Below are 17,989 nucleotides of genomic sequence, written 5' to 3'. Positions count from 1 at the left end.
GATTGAGATTAAAGGTTCCGGCCCCTACCCTACTTAGTAGCCATGAATGATTTAAGAGCGCCCAAATCGTTGGCGTTCTCCTTGGCTGTGCGAACCATCATGAGGTTTCGGTCGGTGAAGTAGTTGAGCAGCTGCGATTGGTCGGTAATCTTCGCGTCCAGTTGGTCGATGAACTTCATGCGTTCCGCGTCCGTCATTTTTAGCATAGCCGGGCTGACAATCGTTTGCAAGTCGGCAATGGTGTTGGAGCTTTCCAGCAGCATCTTGCCGTACACCGTTGTCATACTCGATAGCTGCGTGGGCGAGATATAGGGCGACTGGCGCAGCACCTCGATAGCCGACGAGTAGCGCGAGATGATTTGCGTTTGCTTAGAAAAGATGTTGCGCACACGCCGGTAGTCCCGCACGGCCGAGCTGACCGACAACAGGCCATCGTACCAGGTCTTGGCCATGAGCATATTCTTCTCCGAAAACATCTTGGTAAGCTCTTGCTCCTTCACGCCCGAGGCGACCAACTTGTTAGCGGCCGACGACAGCACTTTCATAGTGTTTTGCAGGCCGGTTTGCACCCCACCTTGTACTTCCAGTACCGGGGCAGTTACCACGAGCTGAGCCGAAGCCCGCGACACGGTGAGGCCCAGCAGCGCCAGGCTAAGCAATCCTACTTTCGGGTTCATAAGCAAGGTAGTTTTCATGATTTTTTCCCTTTTGTTCAAATTGATTATTTGCCTTCCCGCAGTTCAGCCGCCACTAGCTTAATCGCCGTGGGCATATCGCCCGTAACCTTCAGTTTGTCGAACAGGCGCATCTTTTCCGATTCTTCCGTGGTGTAGGTGATATATTCTTCCTTCGATACTTCGATGGAATACACCTTGGAAACCACACCGCCGAGCGAGATAAAGACCTCAGTATAGCGGCCCCGTTCCGGCTTATTGTCCCGGTTAATCGACAGAATAAGTGCCTTCTCCTTCTCTGTAAGCGAGAGCAGGGCCTGTATCTGGTCGAACTTCAGAATAAACTTGCGCTGGTCGAGTAGAATCTTGGTATCGGAGTTGTTAATGATAGCATCCTTAACAATCTCATTACCAATAATATCGTCCACTTCTTGCGTTACTACAATGGCTTCGCCAAAGAACTTACGCACCGTCTTAAACAGGTACTTGATATATGCCGCCATCCCCGGCGTAGTTAGGGCTTTCCAGGCTTCCTCAATCAGTATCATTTTCCGTACCCCTTTGAGCTTGCGCATCTTAGAGATAAAGGTTTCCATGATAATGAGCGTAACCACCGGGAACAAAATAGGATGGTCCTTGATATTGTCCAGCTCAAAAACGATGAAAGGTGACTGCACCAAGTCAAGTTCTTTGGGCGAGTTCAGCAGGTAATCGTATTCGCCACCCTTATAGTAGGGCTTCAACACGTAGAGGAAGTTATCAATATCAAAATCCTTTTCCCGCACCTTATCGGCTAGTAGTAGCTCCGAATAAGGCCCTTTCACGAACTCGTAGAAGGTGTTAAAACTTGGCCGTATAGCCTCGTTTTCTTCCAGCATCACATAGTACAGGCTAACTGCCGTAGAGAGCGATACATACTCCGATTGGGACACGGTTTCATCGTCCTTTTTCCAGAGTGCTTGTAGCAGCGTTTTGATGGATTCCTTCTTTTCTACGTCCAGCTTGCCCGACACCAGGAAGGGATTAAACGCGATAGGGTCATCTTCTTCATAGGTGAAGTACACGCCGCCTTTCAGCTCACAGAGGCCCTTGTACGAGTTACCCGTATCGACCAAGAGGACGTGCGCCCCTTGCTCGTAATACTGCCTAACCATGTGGTTAGTGAAAAACGACTTGCCCGAGCCCGAAGGCCCCAGGATAAACTTGTTCCGGTTGAAGATGATTTGCTTCTTCATTGGCTCATCCGACAGGTCCACTTGCACCGGCTTACCGGATAGGCGGTCGGATAGCTTGATACCCTTAGTGGCCCCAGTGCTACGGTAGTTGGTTTCCGTCGCCCAAAAGCACACCGCTTGCTCAATGAAGGTGTAAAAGGTTTCTTCTGATGGGAAGTCGCCGGCATTGCCCGGCACCCCACCCCAATACAGCGCGGCAATGTCCACGGTGTTTTGCCGTGGCTTGCAGTTCATAGTGTTAAAAGCCGCGTTAACCAGCTTGCGCACTTCGGTTAGCTCATCTTCGCTTTCCGACCAGGTGAGGACGTTAACATGCACCCGCGCCGGCCGGCGCTTGTCGCCTACCGCCTCGTTCAAGTATTCCTGATACAAGTGGTAGTTAATATCGTTTTGGCGTGAGTACGCCGAGAGCGACCGCAGGCGGTCTTTCTTTTGCTCAAAGGTTTTGAGCGTCTTTTGGGTATTATCCAGGAACACATATTGGTTCATGATATGGCTAGTACCCAGCAGCAGCCCCAGGGGCGCAGCAAACGAAATCGGAAAGTCGGTGTATTCGGTGCTCAGGGGCTCGTAGCGAATATCCGATTCCACGCCCAGGGGCAAATCATCCAGATTCGCCACCGAGAACATATTACAGAACTGTTGGCCGACCTTCAATCCGTTGGTTAGGTCCAGGTCCACTTGTTGGGCCTGGTCGGACAGGTTGAGGGCAAAATACTTTTCCAGCAGCCCCGACTTTTCAGCCGTACCGGCCAGCTCGTCGGAGGTGAGCCGGTGGGAACGGATATACGGGGCGTTGGTCGGGCCTACACTTTCCAACGTCCGCACGAACTGGCCCACGTTGTCAAAAAAGCTTTCCATTGCCTTCTTGTCGAGCATATCCTTTGGCACGATGTTACGCCGCGCCAGCAGGCCCGACGAGCTACCCCAATCGGGCCGCTCAGAGGACATTTTGGTAATGAACAGGTAGCAGAAATGGTTAAGGAAAGGCCGCTCGAAGAAATGCCGCTCGTAAGCCGACGAGAGCAGCGTTCTATCCGTCTCAAAGCCCGGTGCATACTTATCTTCTACAAACCAATCTTGCTTGTGTACGGCGCAGTGGTCAGGCAGCAGCCGCACCGCTTTTACAAAGGCTTGTTGCAGCTGAGCGTAATCTTCCCGCGAGAGCGTGAAAATTTCCGGTAGCTCCAGGCGAAACGCCACGGTTACATCTGCGTTCTTAGATATAAGACAATCCTTTTCAATCTTATAAATCGGTTGCTTGGATTCAAGCGATGCGGAAGGTAGAATTTTGCTGCTCATAGTCGGAAGGAAAACCTATGACCGGGCGCGTTAGCGCCCGGTCTGGTCCTCATTTAAGTTTTGGAATAAGCGGCTTTGTCGATTTGTAATGAGCTTTGGCGCGGAGCGCCGAGCACTGGCTTTCATCAAGCCGTGCTCCCCGTATTTAGTGTTAAGGGCAAACACACCGGCCCACATACCCCCGCCCAGCGCCAGCGTCACAATTACCGAGATTAGCAAAGGCACCCCGACTAGGTACATTGTCACAAAAGAGACAAAGACTAAGCCGATGCCCGCTACCAGGTAATACACGTTGCCACCAACCAAGCCCTGAAACTCCCAGGACTTGTTGATGCCACGATTTAGGTTGTAGCCAGGCATAGCGGCGAGAGATTACAGGAAGAACGAACGAACCACCGTAGCCACCAGCACCAAGAAAATCATGGAGCCGAACCATGATACCGCCGTTTTCTGCGTGTCTTGGTCGCCAGCGTTCCATTTGCTATACACCTTGATTGCGCCAATCAAGCCGAGTACCGCACCAATCGCATACATGAGCTTAGTAAGCGGGTCGAAGTAGTTGGTCACTTGCTGCGTGGCATCGTTGATGCCGCTAGCACCACCAGCAGCACCACCACCTTGCGCGAATACTACTTGGGTACAGAGCATGAGGCCAAGCACTGCTACGGTCGTAAGGATTTGCTTCTTTTTCATGAGGTTGGTAAAATGTGATTGAAAGAAATTTGGAAAAGGGTAAGGGGTAAATGGAAAGTTATTCGGAATCATTACCAAATAAATCGGCTAATTCATCGGTGTTCGAGGTTGTAAACTGAGCCAATTGTTCAGCTAAAGAAGTCCCTGCCAGTGCCGCAGGAGCCGCTGGCTTCTCCCCTGCTTGTACCTGAGAAATGTAGTCGGCCACTGAATCGACCTCAAACAATTCTTCTTCCAGTACAGGGGCCACGTCCAGCGTCGAGGCTACCGGCATATTGAAGTCAGCTAACGGCTCGTAACTGTCTGCAATAGCAGGTTGGTACACAATTTCGGGTTCTACGCTATTTACATCAACTAAGGTACGCTTAGTTTCAATATTTACCCCTTCCGTATTGATTTTAGCGGTGGGATTAGGCAAGTTATCTTCTTGCCCTTCATCGGAGCCACTGGCTGTTTGGTCCGGTTGCATTTCGTGGGCCTTTTGGCGAATAATTGCCGCCAGAGCCTCATTTGGCCGGTCGTCCTGTTCTTCGCGGTCGGCATCCATAGCTACGGCCTCATCTGTTGCCCCAGCCACCGAAGATGCCGCGTCCATCGGTCCCCCGTCGTCGGTGCTATCATCCCGGCCGGTAGCCGTAGCAGTAGAGCTTGGTAGCTCCCCCCCTACTACCGCCGCCGAAGCTTCGGCCAGGTTATCAGCCGCACCATCTTCGGGCGCTGCTACGGTAGCCGGTGCTGATTCCGTCGCCGTGGGTGAGGTGACAAAAGCAGACTTCGCACGTACCAGCGATGGAGGCGCAACGGCCGAGGTGCCCACCCCAGCGCCCGCGCCAGCTAGTGCGCCAGCGGGCTTTTTACCTTTCAGGAAGGCCGAGAAATCATCCCGATAATACATGAGGCCCACCACCAGGTAGTAGAGCACGAGCACAACCAGCGTGAACACGAAGAATTGGCCCCAGGTGTATTGACTAAGCATCTTTGAATGTTTTACAGTGAGCTTTAGGACTTTTTACTAGAGCGTTGGCGCAGCTTCTTTTGGATGGCCTTTTGTATTTCGGAATCATGGGCCTTAATGAACTGAGCGACAATGTTGTGTACCATGTCAGGTATAGATACCTTGCCCCCAATGACTGTGCCGAGCAGCGATAGATACTCATGGTGCGATTCAGTTATGCGGACTACTTCAGTCTTTTTGTCGGCCGACTTCTCAAATAGTGAGCCCAGGTCAAAGCTCATCTGTTCTCCATCTACGGGGGCTTCTACGGGCGAGATTGGTTCAGCGGCTACGTCGGGCGCGGGGTCCGATTTTGAGACACTTTCCTCATTTGGGAACGGGGCGTTTTCGGCAGTCGTAGCAGGGGCCGGCGCAGCCGTGGGCGTAGATTCAGGGGTAGGTGAAGCAGCGGGCGCAGGTTCGGCGGCAGGTGCAGGAGCAGCGGCAGCCGGCGTTGGTTCAGGGGCTAGAGCTGGTGCCGCGTCCGGGGCAGTAGGGGCCGCAGGTTCAGGTGCCACGGCGACCGTGGGCGTTGGTTCAGGGGCCAGAGCCGCCGAAACATTTTCTCCCTTTTGTTCAACTTCTGATGTTGGCTCATCCGAAGTGGGTGCGGCAGGTAGAGTAGGTGTAGGGATGGGAGCAGCAGCGGGGGGTGCTTCGCCCCCGCTTTCTTCCATGTCGTTGCTGGTGGCAGCCGCCGCTAGCATCTGCCTTAGTTCCTCGTCCTTTTGCTCCTTGCTCTTAGCTTTAGGTTTAGCCATTGGTGTTTTTGGATTTTAGAAGGGTGAAAGTTTAGTTTGAATCGTCCGACGCTTCAACGGCCGCAGCATCTTCATTGCTGGTGGGGAATTCGATGGTTTTACCCGATGGTGTTACTTCGCCAGGACCGAGCACAATTGAGAGCATTTCCATAATCAGCCGCCCCATGCCTAGCTTATCTAGCTCCTTTTCCGGCAGGGAAAACATAGTCGAACGCTTCTCTTTGTAGCTAATCATTAGCTCAATCCGACTATCCAGCAGCGGCAGGTTTTTTTCCTTCAAAAGTTGCGCTGCTTTGTCGTAGGTGGACTTTTTCTCCGACTTTACAAACTTGTTCCAGAAGGCGTAGTAGCCTAGCAAGTTCGATTCGTCGGGGTCGAGCTGAGTTGACTTCAAGAACTTGCTTAAAATCTGCATATAGCCCATTGTGGAGGCAATCGTACCTAAGTCAGCTTCCATTGGTAGGAAGATGTATTGTACCATCCTGAGCAGTTCTGGCAGGCCCGTAATGTTAATAGTACCAGGCGTATCAACCAGGATGAAGTCAAAGCCTTGTTGTTCTAGCTTCTCGATGGAATCCACGGCCTTTTCCACGCTAGAAATGACGATGGGATAAGGCTTGATGTCCTGTTTAAGTAGACGCTTCTGAAAAGCCGAGTCACTAGCCAGCATCTGCTTGTCTTTCGTGCGATAGACGTTGACCGTGTTTTGAGGGTAGTCACAATCGACAATGGCCACTTTATAGCCATAGATGTAGCACAGAGCCGAGGCTACATGCACACTGATTGTGGACTTACCAGCGCCCCCTTTTTGGGTGGCAAAGGCAATGACTTTTGGCTCTTTCATAAGTACGGCAGTTGGTTGGGGAATGTGTAAATGTAGGCAAAGAGTCGCTTGTTACAAAGTAACAAGCAGACAAAGTAACAAAGTGACTAAGTAACAGCTGTGCAAAGTAACTAAGTTATAAAGTTATAAAGTGACAAATTATCAAAGTAACAAAGTTACTAAGTAACAAAACTACTTAGTTGCAAACAGACAAAGTAACTTTCGTCCTTAGTAACAAAATAGCAAAGTCACAAAGTCACAAACAAACAAAGTAACAAAGTGCTAAAATTACAAAGTGATTTAGTTACGCAACGGAGAAACCAAAATAAAGTTTTATGAAGTAACAAAGTAACAAAGTTACTTTGTGTCAAAGTGATTAATATAGTTAATACTTGTACGCGATTGTAAGTAACAAAATAACAAAGTAGCAAAAGCACAAAGTCACAGAGTATGTAAGCCACAGCGAGGGAGTAGCTACTTGTACAGCAACGAGTAACAAAGTGACAAAGTAACACGAATTGAACTCGGATAAAGTGCAATAGAGTTAGCAAGCGAAACTATTAAAAAGACGCCACTTTTAGTAACAAAGTCACAATGTAACAATGTCACTAAGTAACTAGTATAGCTCTAGCCCTAGCCCTGTTCAACGACCGTTCAACGCCCCCGTTCTGCTAGCCCGTTCAACGTCCAGCAAGCCATGTCATTGTGTACACAAACTGCGTTTGTGTCCTACAATGACACCGCCAAGTTCGCAGGCTCACTTGGCTTGGCTTGCTAAAGCAGACGATAAAAAATAGCCTTAAAGTAAATTTAGCCGTAGCTTAGCCTAAACAGCGAATAAAAGGGAATATGACCGCCGAAACCACACCGGAACCAGTAGAGCCTAACCGCGACGAGCAGATGCACTTTCGAGTAACTGCTGATGAAAAGAAGGCAATAGAAGCTAATGCAAAAGCAGCCGGCTTTAAGAAAACAGGCAACTACTTACGCACCCTCGGCTTGCAGGGTGAAGTAAAACAGGCATTGCCGCCAGAGCTTCGGCGGCAGCTCGTAGGCATTGGAACCAACCTAAACCAGATAGCCCGTCGCATCCAATCTAGCACCTTATATGCAACAGACGAAGCCGCCTTGAAACAGGCCCTTACTATTATCCGTGGGTACTTGTCATGATAGCAAAAACCAATACCGGCAGTGATTTTGAGGGAGCCCTTACATATGGGGCAGGCTTGCGGAAGGGGAGGGGCAAGGAGCCCGACGAAGCGCCGCTACTCGTAGTGTCTAACGTTATCCCCGGCAGTCCTAAAGAGATGGCACAAGAGATGCAAGCCACCGCCGCACTGAGCAAGAAAATACAGAAACCAGTTTGGCACACCGTGCTATCTTGGAAGGCCGGCGAGGATGTGAGCCAGGAGCAAAAGGTAGCCGCCGCCCAGCGGTATTGTGAGTTGATAGGCGCACCGATTGACCGACACCAGGTAGTCGTTTATGAGCACCGCGACAAGAAGCACGCCCACGTTCACATCTACTTAAACCGAGTGCCGATAGACGGAGGCCCAGCCCTACGGACAGATAATAATTTTTATCGGCAGCCGGCCATTACAAAGCAGATAAGCCAGGAGCTAGGGATGCAGCCGATACCTGAGCGCCGGCAGAGTGTAGCCGACCTTGACCCCACGAAGCAAGCGGCGCGGGAGGTAGTACGTGAGGCCGTGAAGCAACTGGTGGGCCAGCCGGACAACGCAGGGCCGCAGTGGTTGCAGGCGCAGCTAGAGCAGCGCGGCATTGCCACTCGCTATAAGCACGACAACGGCGGCATCTTGCGCGGAGTAAGCTTTGAGCTTGACGGAGTAGCAGTAACCGGCCAGCAAGTCGGTTACAAAGCCGCCCAGCTCCGCGAGTTATTCCCTACTGGCCAGCAGCAGTTGCCCACCTTGCCAGTACCGCCGCGCCCCGAGATAGATGAAGCACCGAGTACCCGAAAACAGAAGCCAAAAGGACCACGCTTGTAGAATTGCACTTTTTTAATTCACCTAACCAATGCAACATCATGGAGGACGAGAAAGCACTTAAAAAGATAATGGAGTTTATGCGGCTCTTTGCCATTGTGCTACTGGCCATAAACATCTACTACTATTGCTACGGCTACTTTCAGTCGATGGGATGGGGCGCAGCAGTGGTTGAGCGCATTATGGGCCAGCTCACTAAAAACTCGTTCTTGTTTAAAGGCAGTTGGGTTAGCAAGACAATGGCCGTAGTTTTTCTGCTACTTAGCTGCCTTGGCACCAAAGGCCGCAAGGACGAGAAGGTAACCGGCATATCGGTCGCCGGCTACGCAGTTATTGGGCTTGCGCTCATGTACGGGTCCGATTTGGTACGCAGCATTGATATGTCACCAATGGTGGCCACGAGCATCTACGCCATCCTGATTGCGGTAGGGTTTCTAATGCTGCTGAGCGCCGGGGCCTGGCTAAGTCGGCTGTTCAACAACGACTTGATGAAGGACATTTTCAACAAGGAAAACGAATCGTTCCCCCAGGAAGAAAGGCTGATGGAAAACGAGTTTTCGGTTAACCTGAGAACTACCTACCTGCTGCGCGGCAAGGTTCATAAAGGTTGGCTAAACGTGGTTAATCCTTTTCGGGCAACGATGGTCTTAGGCACCCCAGGTAGCGGTAAGAGCTTCGCGGTAATCAACGAGTTCATTCGGCAGCACCTCGCCAAAGGCTTCTGTATGTACATCTACGATTACAAGTTTGACGACCTGAGCCGCATTTGCTACAATGAGCTTCTTAAGCACCAAGACAAGTTTGTGGACGATAAGGGCAACAAGGTGCAGGTGGGTTTCTACGTTATCAATTTTGATAACCCGCGCAAAAGCCACCGCTGCAACCCCCTGCTACCTGAGCTAATGACGGACATTGTAGATGCCTACGAAAGCGCCTCTACCATCATGCTCAACCTCAACAAGAGCTGGATTCAAAAGCAAGGCGACTTCTTTGTGGAGAGCCCGATAAACTTTGTGGCCGCTATCATCTGGTTTTTGAAGCTGTATGATAAAGGCAAGTACTGCACTTTCCCCCACGTCATAGAATTTCTGAGCCGCGACTACGAAGAAATCTTTCCCGTACTAGCCTCTTACCCCGAGATTGAGAACTTGGTAAAGCCGTTCGTTTCGGCCTTCCAGAAGGACGCGATAGAGCAGCTAGAGGGCCAGATTGCCAGCGCCCGGATTCCGCTAGGCCGGCTGGCCAGCCCACAGCTCTATTGGGTAATGAGTGGCAATGATTTTACGCTCGACATTAACAACAACGAGGAACCCAAGGTATTGTGCGTAGGCAACAACCCCGACCGCCAGGCCATCTACGGAGCCGCGTTGGGCCTCTATAATGCCCGCCTCGTGAAGTTGGTAAACAAGAAGGGCAAGCGTAAATCATCCATCATCATTGACGAGCTGCCCACCATTTACTTCAAAGGGTTGGATAACCTCATTGCCACGGCGCGAAGCAACAAGGTTTCTACCTGTTTGGGATTCCAAGACTTCTCGCAGCTTGAACGCGATTACGGCCAGAAGGAAGCTGAAGTAATCAAGAATACCGTGGGCAACGTGTTTAGTGGCCAGGTATCGGGCAACAGCGGTAAGTGGCTGAGCGAACGCTTCGGCAAAATCTTGCAGCAGCGCCAGAGCCTGAGCATTAACCAGCGCGAGACGAGCACCAGCTTATCTACGCAAATGGATAGCATGATTCCGGCTAGCACGATTGCTAATCTTACCCAAGGTAATTTCGTCGGTGCGGTAGCGGATAATTTCGGGGAGGAAATAGACCAAAAGGTATTTCACGCCAAGATTCAGGTGGACGTGAAAACGGTAACCGCAGAGGCTAAAAATTACCAACCCATTCCCGATATTACCGACTTTGTTAATCCAGCCACCGGCCAGGACGAAGCCGAGGAGATGATACAAGCGAACTTCCGCAGCATCAAAAACGACGTAAAGGAGCTTTGCGCTCGTGAGTTGGTACGTATTGGCAACGACCCAGACCTAAAGCACCTCATCAAAGAAAAAGCCGAAAAGTAAAATGACCGACCAGCAGTCTAACCCCGCGACACCCACCCCTAACAGCAGACGAGTAGGGAAACGCTTAGCTATCATTCGTGAAGAATTAGTCAAGCGGTATGGTGAAGCGGAATGGACGCAAGGGGCGGTAGCTAAACGAAGTGGGCTAACGCAAAACATTATTTCGCGCATCGAGCAGGGCGAGGGCGGCAAGATTGAGAACTGGCTGAAAGTAATGGGCATCTACGAAAGCCAGGGCTACAATCTAAATTGGGTTTTGACCAAGAATAACAGCCAGGTAAGCAAGCTTCAGTTAGACGAAGTAACCCGAAAGTCACCCGAGCCTATCCGGGATGCCATTCTGAAAACCCTTGACCGGCACCTTAACGCGGTCGATGAAAAATTGGATGCCAAGATGGCCGAGATTAGCGAACTGATAACCGGGCATTTTCGTACCTCGTGAAATCAATATGACCGCGCCGTTTCAATAAGAGTTTTGTAATGATAGGTAGGAGCCCGATTGGTTCCTACCTTTCTTTTTTTAAGCCTTTTCCATCCATCTAACCACATCATTACCAATGGCAGAACAAGCCGAAGTGCCCGCCCCTACGCCGGACCTCTTTTACATGAGTTCCTTGCCCACACCGAACGGCAACATTGCTAGCCAGGGCTTAACTACTGAGCAGGGCAATACCAGCCTGTTCCAAGTGCAGGTGAACCCCAACAATCCCGACCAGGCGGCGCTAGTGCCCGCCCCCGGTGCAGATGGGCGCTTGTTAAACTCCCTGGCTGATTCGGCCCTGCGCGTATTTGATGCCAGCCGCTTGCCCGGTGCTAACGATAAGTATCTGACCGTGGAACAGCCCACGATGCTAGAAAAGATTGGCGACAATTGGAAAGTAGTGAGCCAGGGCAAAATTGGTTTTAGCCCCAATGCTCCCGAGCCGGTGCAGGTATTCGGTAACAAACCGGAGGTAGCCCCCGAAGCGCCGGCCCAGGTGCAGCAGCCCACCCAGCGCAACACGGCCGATTCGGTTTTTCTGAATGGCTTGCCGATGCCTGATGGTACGATGGGCCGTGACTTGCTGGCCAACCGGCAGGCGCATTACAGCCTTTACGAACTTCGCATTGACCCTACCAATCCTAACCGGGCCGAAGCCTACCCAGCTCCCGGTGCAGACGGGCAGATACTATACAGCCAGCACACGATACTAAAACCACTCTTTGACTTCCAGGGCCAGCCCCAGCCAGGCCAAGAATATCTAGACGTAAAGCAGCCGGCCATTTTTGAGCGTAGCGGCGATACGTGGAAGATGACAGAGCGCGGCAACACCGGCTTTAGCGACCAGCCCGAGCAGCGGCAGCAGGCGCAGCTAACCACGCGGGCGGCTGAGCTGGCCAGTGAGGTAGCCACCACCACCGGCCCCACTCGTGTAGCGGTCGAGGCAGAGCTAGAGGGCGTAGCCAACCGTGCGGAGCGAGGCCCCGACGCAGGCAAGGCTGCTTATGCTGATGGATTGCGCGATGAAGCCGCGGCCAAGTTGGGCACCGACCAGCGGCCAGCACCAACAGTGGCCGCAGCGCCGGCCGCAGCTGAGAAGCCCGCCCAGGAGCAGGCACCCGCGCCCGCGCAGGAATCCAGCGCCGGGGAGTTGCAAATCAGGTGGAAGCAGCAGGGCAACGAAGTAGCCCCCCTGCTTGAAATGCGGGCCTACATCGACCAGTTGAAAGATTCGGGCGTAGCCGTTGGCCCGATGAAGTTTGAAAAGGGAGCCGATGGGAAGCTGAGCGGCAGCTTCGGCATGAGCTACGACCCGGCCAGCCCTGAGCTGACCAAGCTAGAGGGCACTATCCAAGGGTTGAAACGCGTAGGCAACGGCGTTGAGGTAGTCGAGAAGCCCGAACAGGTAGTTGCTCGCCGGCAGAGCATGGGCGTAGAGAGCCAGGACCAGGCCACCGACTTAGGCTATTCGGTGAAAGAAGCGTTTGGCGTGAAGCAGTGGGATGCGCTGAGCGCCCAACTGAGCCAGGCCCCCAAGCAGGCTCTCACCGGCCCGGAGCAGGCCCAACAGGCCGCAGGTGTTGAGCGCGTCCAGCAGGTCGCCAAGCAGCAGGGCAAGACCACCGAGCAGGTTATCCAGGATGGAAAGAGCTTGTTGGACATTGATACTAGCGGCAACCCGGTTTCGGCTTTTCTAAAAAACTTCTACGAACACCTGAACGGCGCTCCCAAGACCCGCCAGACGTTGGAAGTCGATTATGACAAAACTCGCCAGGACTTGCAGGCCCGTTTAGTGAAGCTGGCCGGTAACGCTGACGCAGGCGACCAGTTGAAGCAGGGCACCCGCCCCGAGGGCGTAACCCCCACGGCCGCAACAGCCGCAGGAGTTACCGCCGCCACCGTGGCAGCCGGAGCCCCAGCGCCGGCCGCAGCAGTTGCCCCCGCTCCGCAGCCCGCCGCGCCCGCGCAGGCCCCCAAGTTCACGGAGGCCGACATTCCCCAAAAAGTACTTGCCACGATGGGGCTAACCGTGGCCGACCTGAGTGCCAACGGCCAGTTGCAAAAGTTGCTGAACGGTCAGAAAACCGACCTAGTGGCCATGCAGGCAGGCGGCAAGGATGGGCAGGAGCCGGTGAAGTTCGAGGCTAAAATGGTACTCCACCGCGAGGCCGACGGTTCGGCCACGCTGAAAATGGAGTTGCCCAAGAAGCAGCTCGTTATTCCTAACGAGATAGGCGGTCAGCCCTTTACCCCGGAGCAACGCAAACAACTTGAATCGGAAGGCACAGCGGGCCTAGTTCGTGGCCTGAAAGACAAGGAAGGCAATACCTACAACGGTTACGTAGGGGTTGACAAAGAGATGAATAAGCTTGTAGTTTTGCCGGAAAATAAGGTAACTTTTAAGGACGAGATAGCCGGCGTAAAACTTTCACCAGAACAGAGCCACGACCTGCGCGAAGGCAAAGCAGTACATCTAGCGCAAATGAACCGGCCCGATGGAGGGAAACCTTTTGATGGGACCGTGCAAATCCACGCTGCAAAAGCAGGGGTGGAAGTGAAGCCAGAACCTTATGAGTTAGGCAAAAAGCAAGCACCAGCCGCTACCCAAACGCGGGATTTGGATTCGGATAAGAAGCAGGCCCCGATTGTGGCCCCAGCGGTAAAAGTTAGCGAAGAAGCGGCACCTAAGCCCCGCGTGCGCGGACCACGCATCTAAGGCTACTAAAGCAGCCTTAGCTATCCCAAAAAGAAGCCCGAGAACCTTGTTTTCGGGCTTCATATTTCTAAAAAGATATGGAACACGACCTCACATTCCAGCAAATCAAGGAGCGAGTTGAACTCCCCGAAATACTCACTCACTATGGCTACTCGCTGCAAAAAGGCGAGGATATGGGCAAAGGAAAGTGGCACGTTTTCGAGGGTGATGATAAGCTGGTTGTTTTCAAGGGTAGGGGAGGGGATTGGATGTATTTCAACAGCCAAGACGACCGCGACAAGGGCAGCGTCGTTGACTGGATGAAAAACCGGGTGAGCACAGGCCGTATCGCCGGCATCGAGCAGTTACCCGGCCGCAACTTGTGGCAGAGCGTCAATGACCACTTTCGCGCCTACCTAAACTTGCCCGAGGCTGAGCGTCCCAAGCTGACACTCCCCCCAATCAGTGAAACCGCGCCCGGCGAGAAGTTCCACAGCATCTACACTAAGGATTGCCGGCCGTTAGAGAATACGGCTTACCTAGAGAGCCGAGGTATTACCAAAACCACGTTAGAAAATCCGCAGTTTGCCGGCCGCATCCTGAACCAGCTACACACCGTGCAGCGCGATGGGATGCCGGCCAAGACCTACGTAAATACCGCCTTTCCAGCATACCATGAAGGGCGCGTAGTTGGCTTGGAGCTAAAGGGCGAAGGCTTCAAAGGCCAAGCCGCAGAAAGCCAGTTTGCCCGCTCGTTGTGGCTGAGCAAGTTGCCTGAAGGCAAGCCGCCAACCCACCTCGTAGTCAGCGAATCGGCCATTGACACGTTGTCCTACGCGCAGATGCACCCAGGAGAACGCGCCTTGTATGCGTCCACGTCGGGCACCTTGACCGCCAATAAGATATTTGAGATGAAGCGCCTGATGGGGGAGGAACGCATACCCGCCATCAAATCGGCTTTCGACAACGACACCCAGGGCCACCATTTTGATACCCGGCTACTCGCTGGCTTCGCTAGTGAGCAAAACCCGATGAAGGTTGTACGGGAACACGAGCACCTGCTGACCGTGGAAGTTAACACAACCAACCTTGCCAGTATGCAGGGCGTGACCCAGCAGCTTAAAGCTTTCAACGCCCACACCACCGAGCAGTACAGCCGCGAAAGTGGCGAGGCCAGCTCCCCCGCCATTCCGCAGACTTTGCGCGACGAGCTGATTAGTTCTGCCCGGCTAGGCCCCAACACTTACCAGTTTCACGTTCCGATGAATCGGGAGGCGCTAGGGGCTTTTAACCAAGCCATCGGTCAAAGCTTGCAGTATGACCAGAAGATTGAACTCGTCAAAAGTCAAGGCAAGGACTGGAACGAGGATTTGAAGCAGGAGCAAATGCAGCGAGTGGTGCAGCAGGAGTTGGGCAGCGTAGCTACCCAGCAGCAGGCCCCAGCCGTAGCCGGCGAAAAAGGCGAACGCCTGGTTACGATAGAATACCGGGAGAGCCGGGATGAAATGTCGCAGCTGAGCACCTTGCAGCAAAACCTAGAGAAAGCCGGCCTGAGCATCGACCACTCGCTACGGTTGGAGGGTGCCCAGCCCCGCGAAATTGCTACCGAACTGACCCTACGCTACACGATAGATTCGGCCCAGCTCCCAGCAATTAGCGCCGCCCTCGATTCACTGGCCACGAACCCCAAGGCTACGGTCATTGAGCCGGTACAGGACCAAACAGAGCGCCGGCAACTGGCCACCGCGCAGGAAATCGCCCAGCAACAGAAACGAGCTGAACAACAGCAGATACAGCCGAGCGATTCAGCTAGCCACGACCAGGCCCGACGTGTATTCATCGACGCTGCCGCGCCGGTAGCGCAAACGCTACGGGAAAACGGCGGAGGTTTACAAGCGGCATATTTGCAGCAGGTGAGCAAAAGCTTGCTCAAACAGCCAGAAATCAAACCACTGGACCAGGAAAATCTAGCCAAGGTATTCGCCAAGGTAGACCAAGTGCCGGCCCTCAAAGACAATCCCGGCGTAGGCCAGTTACGCCAGGCCATGCAGGTACTCAATACACCACCGAAGCAAGAGCAAGCACAGACGCAGCAGCCGGAGCGCCGCCGTGGCCCCAAGATTGGCTAGCAGTTAGGTTAACGCAAAGCTGATTCCCCAGCAGCTTCATAGGCAACAACATAGTCAGTAGTGAAATCCGCTGTTCCTACTTGTTGTCCAAAGCAGATGATACGCTCCCGGAAGCATAAGCCCCACGCAGTAGTCGATTGCCGAATGCACTCACTCAACGCCTGTTTGTAGTCATTTCCTAACTCATACTGGTTGCCATCTTCGTCGAGCACAATTCCGCGCTGCTCATCATAGGGGAACGAAAATGAATTAGCAAAATACCCCTGTACTAGCTGCTGGCCACTAGCCAACCGCCGTTTCACATCCGCGAAAAAATCCTGCTCGTTCTTCATAATGAGTCGGTAATCTATCCGTTGGTTTTGCTCCGGCACTGTAAATGTCAGTGCCAGTTCCAACTATGAATGTTAAAAGTAGCATTAAAGCCCTACCCGTACCAGGAAGCCCTTACCGTTTTGGTGAGGGTTTTTTTGTGCGAAGGGGGTCGCACAATAGTAAGAACGGAAAACAACGGTAGGGTAAGCTGGTCGGTCTAGTTTTGACTGACTCGAATCTGTCACGGGCAGTGCGTCTCAGAAAACGAACGGTTTAGCGCTACCCCCCCTGACGCTGAGGCGCGGAGCGGCGGTGGCGCTACACTGCCTTTAATTTGTGGCTTATAAAGGGCCTACCTTTCCCAGGGGTGGGTGGCCTTCCTGCTTGCTTCCTTCTGATGACGACTCCACTCGCTGACCTTATTCAAGCCGACCTGCTGGAAGCGCGCACCGTGCTGGACCGGTTCACCGCCGACCCTTCGACCGCGCCCGTGCTGGAGCGGGCCGCCCGCCTGCTGGCGACCTGTTTGCAGCAGGGCGGCAAGGTGCTGAGCTGCGGCAACGGCGGCAGCCTGTGCGATGCCCAGCACTTTGCCGAAGAGCTATCGGGCCGCTACCGACAGGACCGCCCGGCCCTGGCGGCCCTTGCCCTCACCGACGCTGCGCACCTGACCTGCGTGGCCAACGACTACGGCTTCGAATTCGTGTTCAGCCGGTACGTGCAGGCGCTGGGTCGCCCCGGCGACGTGCTGCTGGCCATCAGTACCAGCGGCCAATCTCCCAACGTGCTGCGCGCCGCCGAAGCGGCCAAGGCGGCCGGGATGCTGGTCGTAAGCCTCACCGGCAAGGACGGGGGCGCGCTGGCCGGGCTCAGCGACGTCGAGATTCGGGTGCCGCACACGGGCTACGCCGACCGCATCCAGGAGGTACACGTCAAGGTGATTCACATACTGCTGCGCCTGATTGAGCAACTGGTCGCGTAGGCTAGCCTACCAGTTATACTGGCTCAGCACAACGGCCACACCGGCTAACAGATAAAACGCGAAGCGCTGAAGCTTCTGGGCGGGCTTATGATGGTCACACATGGGGCGGTAACATAGGGCGGCTAACTTTCGTTGCCTACGGGCCGGCGTTTCGGGCGCCTGTTTCCATCACTTTGCCATGTCCTCCCCTGAATCTACCTCTGCCGACCTTACGCACCTGGTACGCTACGTGCTGACCATCGATAATATGTGCGCCCCGGATTGCATTACCTGGGTGCGTGCGCAACTGGCCGGCCTGGGTCTGATAGTAGACCGGGTAGTAGTGGGTGAGGCGGAAGTAGCCACTACCCAGGCCAACGGCCCCCACCAGGAACTCATCCGGGCCACGCTGGCGGCGGGGGGCTATCACCTCGTGCACGTAACTACCAAAGTAGGGTAAGGCTTACCGATTAGCCTGCCAGTAGGCAAAGGCCGCGGGGGAAAGCTCTGCCAGTAGGTACGCGGCCAGCGGCTGGCCGCGCTGCGCCAGCACGTAGCGCCGAAACGGCAGCAGGTCGCGATTGGCCTCAAAGCCACTGGCGGCCACGGCTAGTTGTGCTTTGGGAGGCAGATGGGAAAGAAAAGCGTCGAACTCGGCGGCCGTCAGGTCCGAATCAGCCAACTGCTGGTAGTACGCTGCCTCCGTCTGAGCAATTTCTTCCGGTAAGCTCATGTGGAGAATAAAGAAGAAAAGCACAAAAAAGGCCAGCGCTGCTAGACAGCGCTGGCCTTTCTAAAGGTACTGATGGGTTAGCTGCCGGCCTGCTCGTGGGCGTGCAGCGGCTCCTTATCAC

General features: G+C 53.7%; 17 protein-coding genes. 8 read left to right on the top strand and 9 right to left on the bottom strand.

The window, feature by feature from the left end:
* Nucleotides 1-29: 29 nt before the first annotated feature.
* From E4631_RS23190 to E4631_RS23160, 7 genes are read right to left on the bottom strand one after another with little or no spacing between them, the layout of a single operon-like run.
* Complete coding sequence (locus E4631_RS23190) at nucleotides 30-677, bottom strand: hypothetical protein (RefSeq protein WP_166647952.1); 648 nt, start codon at nucleotides 675-677, stop codon at nucleotides 30-32.
* A gap of 44 nt (nucleotides 678-721) precedes the next feature.
* Nucleotides 722-3,211: a TraG family conjugative transposon ATPase gene (locus E4631_RS23185; RefSeq protein WP_133656022.1), complete on the bottom strand. Its 2,490-nt coding sequence runs from the start codon at nucleotides 3,209-3,211 to the stop codon at nucleotides 722-724.
* A 30-nt stretch (nucleotides 3,212-3,241) separates the two neighbouring features.
* Nucleotides 3,242-3,571 (bottom strand): DUF4133 domain-containing protein, encoded by a 330-nt coding sequence (locus E4631_RS23180; protein WP_133656023.1) that lies wholly within the window; start codon nucleotides 3,569-3,571, stop codon nucleotides 3,242-3,244.
* 12 nt (nucleotides 3,572-3,583) lie between these two features.
* Entirely contained in the window at nucleotides 3,584-3,904 is a 321-nt protein-coding gene (locus E4631_RS23175) for a DUF4134 domain-containing protein (RefSeq protein WP_133656024.1), read from the bottom strand.
* A gap of 58 nt (nucleotides 3,905-3,962) precedes the next feature.
* Nucleotides 3,963-4,880: a hypothetical protein gene (locus E4631_RS23170; protein ID WP_135318647.1), complete on the bottom strand. Its 918-nt coding sequence runs from the start codon at nucleotides 4,878-4,880 to the stop codon at nucleotides 3,963-3,965.
* 23 nt (nucleotides 4,881-4,903) lie between these two features.
* The gene (locus tag E4631_RS23165; RefSeq protein ID WP_133656026.1) at nucleotides 4,904-5,659 is read right to left on the bottom strand and encodes a hypothetical protein; all 756 of its coding nucleotides are present in this window, start codon (nucleotides 5,657-5,659) and stop codon (nucleotides 4,904-4,906) included.
* A 31-nt stretch (nucleotides 5,660-5,690) separates the two neighbouring features.
* Nucleotides 5,691-6,503 carry a ParA family protein gene (locus E4631_RS23160; protein WP_133656027.1) on the bottom strand — a complete coding sequence of 271 codons (813 nt, stop codon included), beginning with the start codon at nucleotides 6,501-6,503 and terminating at the stop codon, nucleotides 5,691-5,693.
* A gap of 828 nt (nucleotides 6,504-7,331) precedes the next feature.
* Between E4631_RS23160 and mobC (E4631_RS23155) the strand changes: the two genes are divergently transcribed.
* From mobC (E4631_RS23155) to E4631_RS23130, 6 genes are all read left to right on the top strand, one after another.
* The gene (mobC, locus tag E4631_RS23155; RefSeq protein ID WP_133656028.1) at nucleotides 7,332-7,652 is read left to right on the top strand and encodes a plasmid mobilization relaxosome protein MobC; all 321 of its coding nucleotides are present in this window, start codon (nucleotides 7,332-7,334) and stop codon (nucleotides 7,650-7,652) included.
* A 137-nt stretch (nucleotides 7,653-7,789) separates the two neighbouring features.
* Complete coding sequence (locus tag E4631_RS23150) at nucleotides 7,790-8,491, top strand: relaxase/mobilization nuclease domain-containing protein (RefSeq protein WP_166647953.1); 702 nt, start codon at nucleotides 7,790-7,792, stop codon at nucleotides 8,489-8,491.
* A 38-nt stretch (nucleotides 8,492-8,529) separates the two neighbouring features.
* Nucleotides 8,530-10,557: a conjugal transfer protein MobC gene (mobC, locus tag E4631_RS23145; protein WP_133656030.1), complete on the top strand. Its 2,028-nt coding sequence runs from the start codon at nucleotides 8,530-8,532 to the stop codon at nucleotides 10,555-10,557.
* 1 nt (nucleotide 10,558) lies between these two features.
* Nucleotides 10,559-10,999, top strand: a complete 441-nt coding sequence (locus tag E4631_RS23140) for a helix-turn-helix domain-containing protein (protein WP_133656031.1) — start codon at nucleotides 10,559-10,561, stop codon at nucleotides 10,997-10,999.
* A 115-nt stretch (nucleotides 11,000-11,114) separates the two neighbouring features.
* Nucleotides 11,115-13,754, top strand: a complete 2,640-nt coding sequence (locus tag E4631_RS23135; protein ID WP_133656032.1) for a DUF3945 domain-containing protein — start codon at nucleotides 11,115-11,117, stop codon at nucleotides 13,752-13,754.
* A 77-nt stretch (nucleotides 13,755-13,831) separates the two neighbouring features.
* The gene (locus tag E4631_RS23130) at nucleotides 13,832-15,862 is read left to right on the top strand and encodes a toprim domain-containing protein (protein WP_133656033.1); all 2,031 of its coding nucleotides are present in this window, start codon (nucleotides 13,832-13,834) and stop codon (nucleotides 15,860-15,862) included.
* An 8-nt stretch (nucleotides 15,863-15,870) separates the two neighbouring features.
* Here the strand turns inward: E4631_RS23130 and E4631_RS23125 are convergent, their stop codons facing one another.
* A complete protein-coding gene (locus E4631_RS23125) occupies nucleotides 15,871-16,194 on the bottom strand; it encodes a hypothetical protein (RefSeq protein ID WP_133656034.1) in 324 nt (107 codons plus the stop codon).
* A 377-nt stretch (nucleotides 16,195-16,571) separates the two neighbouring features.
* Between E4631_RS23125 and lpcA the strand changes: the two genes are divergently transcribed.
* Entirely contained in the window at nucleotides 16,572-17,156 is a 585-nt protein-coding gene (lpcA, locus tag E4631_RS23120) for a D-sedoheptulose 7-phosphate isomerase (RefSeq protein ID WP_135318646.1), read from the top strand.
* A 178-nt stretch (nucleotides 17,157-17,334) separates the two neighbouring features.
* Nucleotides 17,335-17,595, top strand: a complete 261-nt coding sequence (locus E4631_RS23115) for a hypothetical protein (protein WP_133656667.1) — start codon at nucleotides 17,335-17,337, stop codon at nucleotides 17,593-17,595.
* A gap of 3 nt (nucleotides 17,596-17,598) precedes the next feature.
* Here E4631_RS23115 and E4631_RS23110 read toward each other — a convergent pair whose 3' ends face one another.
* The gene (locus E4631_RS23110) at nucleotides 17,599-17,868 is read right to left on the bottom strand and encodes a hypothetical protein (protein ID WP_133656668.1); all 270 of its coding nucleotides are present in this window, start codon (nucleotides 17,866-17,868) and stop codon (nucleotides 17,599-17,601) included.
* Between the last annotated feature and the right edge of the window lie 121 nt (nucleotides 17,869-17,989).

Origin of the sequence: Hymenobacter sp. UV11 (assembly GCF_004684095.1) — a bacterium.
Taxonomy (GTDB): domain Bacteria; phylum Bacteroidota; class Bacteroidia; order Cytophagales; family Hymenobacteraceae; genus Hymenobacter.
This window is presented reverse-complemented; position numbering and strand designations above follow the sequence as displayed.